The sequence below is a fragment of the Bacillota bacterium genome (genome assembly GCA_040754675.1).
Classification (GTDB): Bacteria; Bacillota; Limnochordia; order Limnochordales; family Geochordaceae; genus Geochorda.
On sequence record JBFMCJ010000030.1, the window covers coordinates 5081 to 17260 of the forward strand.

Below are 12180 nucleotides of genomic sequence, written 5' to 3' on the forward strand. Positions count from 1 at the left end.
CCGCGCAAAGCGGTGCCCTGAACCTATTCGCGCCGGCCGCGCAAACTAACCCCGGAAGCGACGTTGACGGGGGTCGGTGCGGTGGAACTCGGCCTGATCGGCCTGGGCCGGATGGGCTTCAACCTGGCGCGGAACCTCAAGGACCACGGCCACCGGGTGGTGGCGTACAACCGATCCCCGGACAAGGTGCGGCAGGCCGAATCCGAGGGAATGGAGGGAGCGTACACCCTCGAGCACCTCGCCTCCCGGCTCGAGTCGCCGCGCCACGTCTGGCTGATGCTGCCGGCCGGCAGACCCGTCGACGACACCATCGACACCCTGCTGCCTCTCTTGCAGCCCGGTGACGTGATCCTCGACGGCGGCAACTCCCACTGGCAGGACACGCTGCGCCGGGCCGAACGGCTCCGGGCGCACGGCCTGCACCTGGTCGACGTCGGCACCAGCGGCGGCATCGAGGGGGCCCGCCACGGCGCCTGCACGATGGTGGGCGCGGACGACGCGCTCTTCGCCCGCCTCGAACCCGTCTTCCGCGACATCAGTGTGCCCGGCGGCTGCCTCCACGCCGGCCCGGTCGGCAGCGGGCACTTCGCCAAGATGGTTCACAACGGGATCGAGTACGGCATGCTCCAGGCAATCGGCGAGGGGTTCGAGGTCCTCTCAAAGGCCCCGTTCCCCTTCGATCTGCGAGCGGTGGCGGCGGTCTGGTCCCATGGCTCGGTCATCCGGGGCTGGCTGATGGAGCTTACCGAGCGTGCCCTGGCGCGGGACCCCCGCCTTGCAAGCGTCGCCGGGGTCGTGCATCACTCCGGCGAGGGCCGGTGGACCGCCGAGGCAGCCCTGGCCCTCGGGGTGCCGGCCCCGGTCATCGCCACGTCCGTGTTCATGCGCTATCGGTCCGAACAGGCGCAAAGCTTTGCCGCGAGGCTGGTCGCCGCCCTGCGCCGCGAGTTCGGCGGCCACCCGGTCGAACCCGGGGTGGCCGGGTCGTGACGGACGACCACGCTGTGGTGCTCGTTCTCTTCGGAGCCACCGGGCACCTCGCCCGAGCAAAGCTCTATCCTGCGCTCTTCCGGCTCCTCCAGCAGGAGCTTTTGCCGGAGCGATTCTCACTCGTCGGTGTCGGGCGCCGCGACCTTGGCGACGAGGGACTCAGGAACTTGGTTCGGCAGAGCGTGCTCGACCGAAGGGGTGAGGCGTTCGACGAGGCAACCTGGGCGCGCTTTGCGACAGGCTTGAACTACGCGCGGATGGACGTTCGTTCGGCCGAGGGCTACGCGGCGCTGGCTGCCCGGTTCAGCACGCAGGACGGCCACGCCGCGGCTCCGGTGGGACACCTTTACTATCTGGCGGTGGCGCCCGAACTCTTCGAGCCCATCGTTCATCGCTTGCGCGCCGCCGGGCTGGTGCCTGGCAAAGGGCCGGGGTGGTCGCGGGTCATGCTGGAAAAGCCGTTCGGGTGGGACCTCGCCTCGGCTCGCCGCCTCAACGACCGGCTGCTCGAGGTGTTCAGAGAGGAGCAAATCTACCGCATCGACCACTACCTGGGCAAGGAAATGGTGCAGAACATCACCGTGATCCGGTTCGCCAACACGCTCTTCGAGCCGCTGTGGAACCGCCACCACGTCGCGAACGTTCAAATCACGGTGAGCGAGACCGCGGGCGTGGGAGAGCGAGGCGGCTACTACGACCGGGCGGGGGCTCTGCGGGACATGGTCCAGAATCACCTGCTGCAGATGCTGGCCCTCACGGCCATGGAGCCGCCCGCCCGATACCAGACCGAGGCCATCCGGGACGAGAAGGTGCGGGTGCTGCGGGCGCTCCGGCCGCTGGACGGGGAGGCCGTCCGTCGCCAGGCGGTGCGAGGTCAATACGGGCCGGGCCGGGTGGCGGGCCTTTTCGTCCCGGGTTACCGGGAGGAGCCGGGGGTGCGGCCGGACTCCGAAACCGAAACGTTCGTGGCGCTGAAGGTGTACGTGGACAACGAGCGGTGGACGGGCGTCCCCTTCTACCTGCGCACCGGGAAGCGCCTTCCGGTGAAGGCGACGGAGGTGAGCGTTCAGTTTCGCCCGGTCCCTGCCGTTTTCAACCTCTTCGAAAACGGGCCGCCAGTTCCCAACCGGCTCGTCATCCGTATCGATCCCCTGGAGGGGCTCTACCTCCGGATAAACGCGAAAGAGCCCGGCAGCAGCACGGGCCGGATGGTCCCCGTGGCCCTCGACTTCTGCCAGAACTGCGGCACCGGCCTGGGGACGCCCGAGGCGTACGAACGCCTGCTCCTGGACGCCATCCGGGGGGACGGCACGCACTTCACGCGATGGGACGAGGTCGAATTGGCGTGGCAGTTCGTCGATCCCATCGCCGAGGCGTGGGCGGACAGCCCCGCCGCGTTCCCCAACTACGCTGCCGGGACGTGGGGCCCTCAAGAGGCCTGGCGCGTGCCCCAACAGGACGGGTTCGGCTGGTGGCCGCCCCAGGTGGAAGCGCGTGATGTCGAAGCCACGAATGCGCCCGTTCCCGTGCGAAGCGGCACCGCGGCGGAGACGTGATGGGCCGCATCTTCGACGTGTCGATGCCTGTTTTCCCGGGGATGGCGGTCCACGCAAACCGGGAGGAGAAGCGCCCGGTTTTCGCCGTGAGCCGCGACTTCGACCCGAAGGGCGCCGGAGTACGGGAGAGCCGCGTCTGCCTGGACACGCACACGGGCACTCACATCGACGCTCCACTGCACGTTTTTCCCCATGGTGCCGGCGTGCACCGCATCGCACTGGATGCCCTGGTCGGGCCGTGTCGCGTGCTGGACCTCACCGCCATCGCCGGCGCGATCCGGCCGGGAGACCTCGCCCCGCACGGGCTGGCGGCCGGAGAGTTCGTGCTGCTCAAGACCCGAAACTCGCTGGAAGAAGGGTTCAGCGCGAGCTTCGTCTACGTGTCGGCCGATGCGGCGGTGTTTTTAGCCGATTGCGGCGTACGCGGCGTTGGCATCGACGCCCTCGGGATCGAACGGGGGCAACCGGGCCATCCCACGCACAGGACCTTGCTGGGCCGGGGAGTCGTCGTGCTGGAAGGGCTGCGGCTCGCCAGGGTCCCACCAGGGCGCTACCGGCTCGTGGCCCTTCCGCTACCTCTCGTGGGCCTGGACGCAGCCCCGGCACGGGTCGTGCTCCTGGACGACTAGTGGCTGTTGCACTGAATGTGAAGTATCCGCTTACCGCGTACAGTCCTGTTGGGACCGGCGTTTAGACTTCCGGCGTCGCTGCGGTAGAATGGACGTCGTGGGGAGGGTAGGGTTGGATCGTCCCGCCATGGACAGCGCCTCAGACAAAGCCGGATCTGCTTCGTTACCGCAACAAGCCCCACAGCCATCACGAGAGATAAGCTGGCAGCCGGGCCGCTCCTGGATGAACGTCTTCGGTCCCCGAGGCGAACCGATCGTCCTCCTCGTTCTGGCTATAGCCGTCGGCGTCATCGGTGGCCTTGGCGCCATTGTGTTCCGCTGGATGATTCGCTTCTTCACGGCGCTGTTCAGCAGCCCGGCCGGCTCGCCCTGGCTGGGAGCGCCAGGCGCAGGTGGGTCATCCGACGTCGCCCGCATCGCCCTGGCGCTGGCCGCCCCCGCCGTGGGCCTGGTGATCGTGGGGGCCATCGCTCGCTACCTGGCCCCCGAAGTAAAGGGGCACGGCGTCCCTCAGATCCTTGAGGCTCTGGCACTGCGGGGTGGCCGCATTCGCCCGCGGGTCGCGGGGTTTGGGATCCTCTCACCGGCCATCACCATCGGTAGCGGCGGGTCAGTGGGGCAGGAGGGGCCGATCGCCCTCATCGGCGCTTCGTTTGGTTCCGTGGTCGGGCAACTCTTGCGCCTGCCTGACCGGTACATTGCGGTCTTGCTGGCGTGCGGGTCGGCGGCCGGCATTGCCGCCACTTTCAACGCGCCGATTGCCGGGGCGTTCTTCGGCCTCGAGGTCGTCCTGGGCAGCTACGCCATGGGTGCGGTGGTGCCGGTGCTCGTGGCGGCCGTCACCGGCTCCGCCACCTTTTCCGCGATCATGGGCAACGAGCTCGTACTGCCCGCCCCTTCCTACGTGATGGCGCGACCGGTTCTGCTGCTCCCGGTGCTGGTCCTCGGGGTGCTGACCGGCTTGGTCGGTGTCACCTATACGCGGGGTCTCGAGCGGGTGGAGACGCTCTCAGAGCGCTGGCGAGCGCCGTTCTGGCTGAAGGCAGCAGCGGGCGGCCTGGTGCTCGGAGCCATCGGGCTGTTCTTCCCCCAGGCCCTCCGGGTGGGGTACGACGTCATGAGCCAGGCCGTGCGCGGCGAGTTATCCCTCGCCACCATGGCGGAACTGCTGGTGGCCAAGTACGCGGCAACTCTGGTGACGATCGGTTCGGGCGGCTCCGGCGGGGTCTTCGCACCCTCCCTCTATCTGGGCACGATGGTGGGCGGGTTGTTCGGCGCTGTCCTGGATCGGTGGGCGCCCGGGCTCTTCATCCAGGGCAGCCCGTACGCGGTCGTGGGGATGGGCGCCATCTTCGCCGGGTCGGCGCAGGCGCCGCTAACGGCGATTACCATCATCCTGGAGATGACCGGGGACTGGGGCCTGACGCTGGGCGTGATGGGCGCGTGCGCCATCAGCTACTTCGTGCACGGATCGCTGAGCCGGGATTCGATGTACACGGTGCGCCTGAGCAAGCGCGGAATCATCATCGTCCGGGGAAGCGAGGTCCGACCCACGGAGAGGGTCACCGTAGCGGCTGCCATGGCGCCAATCAGAGGTACCATTCGCCGGGATGAATCCGTTGGTAAAGCTTACCGGCGGCTCATCCAGGAAGACCACGAGCCTCTGCTGGTCGTCGACGACGACGGGCGCCTCGTCGGAGTCGTTTCGCTGTCCGATCTGCGAGCGCTGCCAGGTGTTTCTTCCAGTGAAACGCCCGTGGGCGCCGTGGCTCGCACGAGCGTCATCACAGTCTACCCGGACGATACGCTGGAGCGGGCCATGCGACGGTTTGCGGTCTACGGTTTGGCGATGCTGCCGGTCGTCTCGCCCGAGGACCCCCGGCGGCTGGTGGGGCGGTTGCGGCGTTCGGACGTGCTTCGCGCTTACCACGTCTACACCCTGCACGCGTCCGAGGTGGCGGTGCGCATCGACTTCCTGCGAGACGCCCACCGCGACCAGGGGGCTTTCAGGGAGGTCCTGCTGCCCGAAGGATCGCCCGTTGTGGGGCGGCGTCTGGCTGAGGTGCGGCTCCCGGCGGAGTGTGTGGTTGTGACTGTCCGGCGGGGCCGAGAAGTGCTCGTCCCGCACGGGGATACCGAGCTTTGCGCCGGTGACCGCATCCTGATCTTTGCCGTCCCGGCCGAACAGGCCGACGCCATCTCCACCTGGCTGAGCGGTGCGGTAGATGTCAGGGTCAGGCGGACGCCGTCGTTCATATCGTCGCCGTCTTGAGGGCGAAGCGTTGGGCCGCTTCGCGCTCGAGCAATGCTCATCACTTCGACTCCGTTGGGGTTTGGCCGCCCCGTGAACCCGCTAAGAGCGCCACTGGCCGGGCCAAAGGGAGCACGAGCAGGCCCAGAAAAGCCAGCGCGTTGATGGCGGAGCCGGCTGCAAACGGCAGCAGTTCCCTGGTAACATACAGAGTGCCGCCCGCGACCGGCCCGAGTATGCGTCCCAACGAATCCATCGAACTCAGCGCCCCGATGGCCAGCCCATGCCCGACCCGCGCCCGCTGTGACACGAGCGATGTCAGGGCGGGCCGGATGAAGCCGTGGCCCGCGGCAAACAGGCTGATGGCCGCCGTCGCGATCGCCGGAGACGGCGCAACGGCGAGGCCCGCCATCCCCGCCCCGCTGGTCAGCAATCCGCCGAGGATCATCCCGTACTCCCCGACGGCCCGCTTCATCCGGCCTACCAGCCCACCCTGTACGGCGGCCCCGACCAGGCCCATAACGGCGTAGATATACCCCACCGAGCGCTGGGTCAACCCGAAACGGTCGTTGGCCAGGAAAGGGAATGCCGTCTCCAGCCCTGCCAGCGAAAACGTGACCAGGAAGCCCACCAGATACAGTATCGCTGCCTCACCGCGAATGGCGGCCCACCGGGAGCCCCTGGCTGCCTGCGTTGTCTCTCCCCCGTCCCGCCGCAGGGACTCGGGCAGCATCCAGCCCACAAGCGCCAGGGTAACGAGGGACAACGCGGCGGCCGCCGCGAACGGCAGCCGGATGTTGATCTCGCCGAGCACCCCTCCGACGAAGGGGCCGAAGATGACGCCCAGCCCGAACGCGGCGCCCACGACGCCCATTCCCCGGGTCCGGTCTTCCTCGGTGGTGGTGTCGGCGATGATCGCCAGGGCGGTCGGCAGGGTGGCCGAGGAGAGCACGCCGGCCAGCGTGCGCGTCACGAACAGCGCCGGAATCGACCGCGCCAGCCCGAACAGGGCCATGGAAACAGCGTAGCCGGCCAGCCCCATCATGAGAACCGGCTTGCGTCCCATCCGGTCCGACAACCGGCCCCACATGGGGCTGAACACGAACTGCGCAAGGGAGAAGCTTGCTATCAGCCACCCCATGGTGCGGCTGGTCGCGCCGAACGTGCGGACGTAGTACGGTTCGACGGGGAACAGCATGGCGAAGCCGACCATCACGATGAAGAGTGTGGCAAAGAGGATTCCCAGAACGCGTCTGCGCACGGTTCGGCACCTCCGTTTCCATCGGGCGGTCTGATGCGCTTGCCGTGGCACTATAACCGCGCAGCCCCGGTCAGTCAATCGCGACGGTGACCGTCCTGGTGCATCGGTGGGCATTGCGCCGTTGGGCTCAGGCGCCCGCCGCTCGCCCCCGTCAGCCGAGCGCCAGCGCCACCAGACCCAGCATCATGACCCCACCGGCCAGGAGGCGCTGCCGGCTGTGCCCCTCGCCGAGCCACCGGGTCCCAAGGAAGGTGCCGATGAGGATGCTGATCTCCCGGGCTGGCGCGATGTAGCTCACGGGCGTGAAGGACATGGCGGTGAGCACGAGGATGTACGAAAGCGGGGTTAGGGCGGCGATGGCGAGTGCCTCGGACCGGTGGGTGCGCCACTCGACCTGCACGCGATCCCAGCGGGTCAAGGCGTAAGGGGTGAGCAGGGTCGCCCTGCCCAGGTTGGCGGACCAGTCCAGCAATACCGGCGAGATTGCCAGGGAGCTGACGGCATACTTGTCCAACAGCGTGTAAGACGCGATCAGCGCGCCCACCAGGACGCCGTATGCCAGGCCCGTTCGAACGCGCGCCGTGACATTGCCGCCATTCCAGGATATGGCGAACGCTCCGAGTACAATCAGCGCAGCGCCCAGCAGCGCAAGCGCCGTGGGGCGTTCCCCGAAAAAGGCGATGGCGGCCGCCGTGGCAAGCATCGGGCCGGTGCTCCGTGCGAGGGGATACACGAGGGAAAGATCGCCGAACCGGTAGCCCCGCTGCAGCATGACGAAGTAGGTCAGGTGCAGCACCCCGCTGCCCGCCATGAAGGTGAGCTCCACCCGGCCGATATGTGGCTGCTTCAACATCAGGACAGTCGCCGCGACGGGGGCGTAGAGCGCCGCGGACAGGGCTGCGAAAAGCCACACGAACACCGTACCGCTCCCTGTCCGCTTGGCCAGGAAGTTCCACGTGGCGTGGACGAAGGCCGCACCGAGAACGAGTGCGATGGCTAGAAGAGTCAAAATGGCCCCCTGTTCGCGATGATTGTGCCCAGCGAGGACGGCTGGCCTCTCGGCCTTTAGGCTACCAGGATCGCGGAGGAGGGGATAGCGGAGCGGCGTCGAGGCGGTGGAGACCCGGCTGCCGGCGGTGGTGACCGTTGTTTAGACCATCAACAAAGCGTGGCGAGCCTCCCTGCCCTCCGTGCTTCGGCCCCTCCGTTACCAGCCCATCACCTGGACGCTGCGGCTGGGTGTCACCTGACCATCATCGACCCGGAGGCCTGCCGCTCGTGCAGCAGTCCCTGCCTGTGGTTGTGCCCGGCGGCGATCCAGCGTGCGCTGGATCTACCCGACGGGTGGCTGTGGCGTCGCAAAAAGATGGGAGCCGCCCCGTCCAGGACTGACCGCACATCCGTCGAACTGGGGCTCTGGTCATGGGCGGGTACGAGGGGATCCAGGGCATGCGGGTCGAACACATCCTCTTAGGGGCGGCGCTCCTGTTGCTGGCGAGCCTTGCTGCCAGCAAGGGCGCCGGCCGCCTCGGCGTGCCGGCCCTCGTGCTCTTTCTCGGGGTCGGCATGCTGGCCGGGTCGGACGGACCCGGGGGGCTCTATTTCGACGATCCATGGCTCGCACAGGTCCTCGGGGTGGCCGCTCTCGTGGTCATCCTGTTCGCCGGTGGCCTGCACACGGAGTGGCGCCAGGTCCGGCCCGTGTTGTGGCCGGCGGTCCTCCTGGCCACCGTCGGCGTGGTTATCACGGCCGTGCTGGTTGGCGCTTTCGGCGCCGCCGTGCTTGGCTTTCGCCCGCTCGAGGCGCTGCTGCTCGGCTCGGTCATCTCGTCCACCGATGCGGCGGCCGTGTTCGCCGTGCTGCGCTCCCGCCGGGCCGCGTTGAAGGGCCGGCTCCGGCCGCTGCTCGAACTGGAGTCGGGCACCAACGATCCCCTGGCCGTCCTGCTCACGCTTGGCCTGATCCACATGATCAGCCAGGAGGGGGCTCGCGCCAGCGACCTGGTCGGCCTGTTCGCCGTTCAGATGGCGGTGGGAGGCGCTCTGGGATACAGCCTGGGGCGGGTCATGGTGGAGCTTTTGCGGCGGGTCCACTTCGAGTCCGACGCCCTCTACCCAGTCATGTCCCTGGCGCTGGTCTTTGCCGTGTACGGGATCACCGCGTCGGCCTGGGGTAGCGGTTTTCTCGCCGTGTACATCGCAGGGCTGGTGGTCGGCAACTCCAGCTTCGTTCACCGTCGCAACCTCATGCGGTTCCACGACTCCACGGCGTGGCTTGCCCAAATCCTGATGTTTCTGACGCTTGGCCTTCTCGTCTTTCCAACACAGGTAGCACGGGTAACGGGGCTGGGACTGGCGGTGGCCGCGTTTCTCATGCTGGTGGCCCGGCCCGCCGCGGTGCTGGCCATCCTGCCTTTCTTCAGGGCCAGCCTGGCGGAGATGCTGCTGGTTTCCTGGGTGGGGCTGCGAGGGGCGGTTCCCATCATTCTGGCCACGCTTCCCCGCCTGGCCGGGATCGCGGAGGCTCAGCTCATCTTCAACGTTGTCTTCTTCGTGGTGCTGACCTCGGCGCTCCTGCAGGGCACGTCCATTCCTTATGTGGCGCGCTGGCTCGGGGTGGCGGCCGAGGCCCCGCCCGAGCGCCGCCCGCCGTTGGAGCTGGCCGCGCCCGAGAACGTCCACAGCGACCTCATCGAACTCATCATCCCGCCGGAGTCGCCCGCCGCCGGCCAGCCCATCGCGCAGCTGGGACTGCCGGCGGGCGCGCTGGTTGTCCTCGTGGGCCGGGACAACGCCTACCGCGTGCCCTCCGGCAGCACCACCGTCCACCAGGGCGACATCCTCCTGATCCTGGGCCACAAGGCACAGCTTGACGAGGTCCGGCTGCGGCTCGGTATCCAGGAAGAGGAGCCGGTCTAGCGCTGGCCGGCGGATTTCCGGTTGCTGCTGTGCCCGGGGAAGACCGGCAGGGACGGGTCGATGTAGCGGCAGGCGTTGTTGACCGCCGTGGCGACCTCGCCGAACCCTGTGGCAATCAGCTTCACCTTGCCCGGGTACGTGGCGATGTCGCCCGCCGCGTACACGCCCGCAACTGCCGTCTCCATCTTGAAGCTGTTGACCCGGATGGCCTCGTCCTCGAGCTCCAGGCCCCACTCCCGCATCGGCCCGAGGTCTGCCGAGAACCCGAGGGCGAACACCACGTGCTGCACGTCCAGCACCCGCTCGGCGCCGGTGCGGTTGTCGAACACCACGGCCCGCTCCACGGCCTCGCCGCCCTCGAGGCGCTTCAGTTCGTGGAAGACCAGCACTTCCACGCCGCTTGCGTACAGCTGCTTGACGGACTGCTCGTGTGCCCGGAAGCCGTCCCGCCGGTGGATGAGCGTGACGTGCCGGGCGACCGGCTGCAGCATCAGGGCGAAGTCCACCGCCGAGTCCCCCCCACCCACCACGAGGGCTCGCCTTCCCCGGAACCGGCTCAGGTCATCGAGCCAGTAGTGAACGCCCTTGCCCTCGAACTCCGCCACCCCCGGGGCCGCCAGCTTCTTGGGGGAGAAGGCCCCAAGGCCGGCGGTGACGATGACCACCTTGGCGAAAAAGACACCCCGTGCCGTGGTCAGCACGAAGATCCCACCGTCGGGCCGCTGCTGCAGCCCGGTTACCGGAGTGTTCAGCATCACCTGCGGGTTGAACTGCATGGCCTGCTCCACGAGCTGGGCGACCAGCACCTTTGCCTGCACCCTGGGAAAGCCCGGCACGTCGTAGATGAACTTCTCGGGGTAAAGGGCCGTGAGCTGGCCTCCCAGTTGCGGCAGGCTCTCGAACAACCGCGTCTTCAGGCCCCGCAGGCCCGCGTAGAACGCCCCGAACAGCCCCACGGGGCCCCCGCCGATCAACGCGATGTCGTCCACCTGTACCGGCTGTGCGGCCTGCAGGGCCATCCCGTCCGAGGGCCTGGCCGGGCCGCCCCCACCAAGATCTGCCATTCGCTGTGCCCCCTCTGGTGTATGCCGTATTCACCAAGCAGCCGGAGCGCAAGGGCTGCAGTGACGTCCATCACGATGGTACCTCACGGTTGTATCCCTGCGCTACTTAAGTTGCAGACGGGGGCAATAGGAACATCGCAGGGTGAAAAGCAGGCGAAGGTTCCAGGCTGACTACCGGAGGGTCACCCGGTACTCCCGCAGCCAGGTGTTCACCTGCACCAGGTAGGCCATCAGTTGCGGGCCGGTCATGAGCTGGCCGTACCACGGTACCTGGACGGCGTCGACGCCGCCGTCCACGAGGTGCCTGACGGCCGCCACGTCGACGAGCCGGAGCAGCGGGGACTCCGGGTCGGCCAGGATGTCGCGCAGCCTGCGCCTCACCGCTTCGGCGTAGGCCGGATTGTGCGTCTTGGGGTACGGGCTCTTGCGGCGGGCAAGGACGTCCTCGGGAAGGACGCCGGCCAGGGCCCGCCTCAGGAGCCCCTTCTCCCGCCCGTCACAGAACTTCATCCACCACGGGACGTTCCAGACGTACTCCACCAGGCGGTGGTCGCAGTAAGGTACCCGGACCTCGAGGCCGACCGCCATGCTCATGCGATCCTTGCGGTCGAGCAGCGTCGGCATGAAGCGGGTCAGGCTCAAATAGGCGATCTCCCGCAGGCGGGCTTCCCTGGGTGGCTCGCCCGGCAGCCGGGGCACCTCGTCCAGCGCCTCCCGGTAGCGCCGGTCCAGGTACCCGGCCCGGCGGATGGCGGCAGCGATCTCGGGCGCCAAAAGCCTGATACGCACCTCTGCCATGCGCGTCCACGGGAACGTGTCGGCGTTCAGATCCTCTTCCCGGCGAAACCACGGGTAGCCGCCGAACACCTCGTCGGCGCACTCTCCGGACAAGGCCACGGTCGCCTCCCGCTTGATTTCCCGGGAAAAGAGCAGCAGGGACGAGTCCACGTCGGCCATCCCGGGCAGATCCCGGGCCCTGACGGCGCTGTCCAGGGCTTCGGCCAGGGCCTGCGTGTCGATGACGACGCGCCGGTGGTCGGTCCCCAGGTAGCGGGAGACGCGTTGGACCCAGGGCCCGTCGGCGTTGGGCTGGAACTCGCTCGGGCGGAAGTGTTCCTCGCTGCCGGTGTAGTCCACGGAGAAGGTGCGAACGGGGGGCATGGCACGCCTGCGGAACGCCTCGGCGGCCAGCGCCGTCACGCCGCTTGAGTCGATGCCACCGGACAGGAGCGTACAGACCGGTACGTCGGAGACAAGTTGCCGCTGCACGCTGTCTGCCAACAGCTCCCGGACCGTGGCCACCGTCGTCTCCAGGTCGTCGAGGTGGGGGTGGCTTTGCAGCGACCAGTAGGGGAGGGTTCGCAGGCGGCCCCTCACCGGGCGTGGCCCGGGGCCCGCGGAGGACGCGACGTCCCGCTCGAACAACAGCCACCACCCGGGCTTCAATTCGTGTACGCCGCAGAAGACCCCGTGGCCGGGAGTTCGCCCCGGGCCCACGACCAGCACTTCG

The 12180-nt window shown here is 68.3% G+C and carries 9 protein-coding genes; 5 read left to right on the forward strand and 4 right to left on the reverse strand.

What is annotated here, in order from left to right:
* The first annotated feature begins 81 nt into the window (after window positions 1-81).
* The 4 genes from gnd to AB1609_03370 all read left to right on the forward strand — a co-directional run bounded on the left by gnd (window position 82) and on the right by AB1609_03370 (window position 5447).
* Window positions 82-990 (forward strand): phosphogluconate dehydrogenase (NAD(+)-dependent, decarboxylating), encoded by a 909-nt coding sequence (gnd, locus tag AB1609_03355; GenBank protein ID MEW6045503.1) that lies wholly within the window; start codon window positions 82-84, stop codon window positions 988-990.
* Window positions 987-2546: a glucose-6-phosphate dehydrogenase gene (gene zwf / locus AB1609_03360; GenBank protein ID MEW6045504.1), complete on the forward strand. Its 1560-nt coding sequence runs from the start codon at window positions 987-989 to the stop codon at window positions 2544-2546. The genes gnd and zwf overlap by 4 nt, the downstream gene beginning before the upstream one ends.
* Entirely contained in the window at window positions 2546-3175 is a 630-nt protein-coding gene (locus AB1609_03365) for a cyclase family protein (protein ID MEW6045505.1), read from the forward strand. Before zwf ends, AB1609_03365 begins: the two co-directional genes overlap by 1 nt.
* Before the next feature lie 223 nt (window positions 3176-3398).
* Window positions 3399-5447, forward strand: a complete 2049-nt coding sequence (locus AB1609_03370) for a chloride channel protein (protein ID MEW6045506.1) — start codon at window positions 3399-3401, stop codon at window positions 5445-5447.
* 40 nt (window positions 5448-5487) lie between these two features.
* Here the strand turns inward: AB1609_03370 and AB1609_03375 are convergent, their stop codons facing one another.
* Both AB1609_03375 and AB1609_03380 read right to left on the reverse strand, forming a co-directional pair.
* Window positions 5488-6801 carry an MFS transporter gene (locus tag AB1609_03375; protein ID MEW6045507.1) on the reverse strand — a complete coding sequence of 438 codons (1314 nt, stop codon included), beginning with the start codon at window positions 6799-6801 and terminating at the stop codon, window positions 5488-5490.
* Between the two features lie 37 nt (window positions 6802-6838).
* Complete coding sequence (locus AB1609_03380) at window positions 6839-7696, reverse strand: DMT family transporter (protein MEW6045508.1); 858 nt, start codon at window positions 7694-7696, stop codon at window positions 6839-6841.
* A gap of 413 nt (window positions 7697-8109) precedes the next feature.
* Between AB1609_03380 and AB1609_03385 the strand changes: the two genes are divergently transcribed.
* Window positions 8110-9606 carry a potassium/proton antiporter gene (locus AB1609_03385; protein MEW6045509.1) on the forward strand — a complete coding sequence of 499 codons (1497 nt, stop codon included), beginning with the start codon at window positions 8110-8112 and terminating at the stop codon, window positions 9604-9606.
* On the opposite strand, the gene AB1609_03390 is transcribed toward AB1609_03385, so the two are convergent.
* Window positions 9603-10625 (reverse strand): NAD(P)/FAD-dependent oxidoreductase, encoded by a 1023-nt coding sequence (locus tag AB1609_03390; GenBank protein ID MEW6045510.1) that lies wholly within the window; start codon window positions 10623-10625, stop codon window positions 9603-9605. The two genes, AB1609_03385 and AB1609_03390, sit on opposite strands and share 4 nt — an antisense overlap.
* 216 nt (window positions 10626-10841) lie before the next feature.
* A partial coding sequence (locus tag AB1609_03395) for an asparagine synthase C-terminal domain-containing protein (protein MEW6045511.1) occupies window positions 10842-12180 on the reverse strand: 1339 nt, incomplete at its 5' end.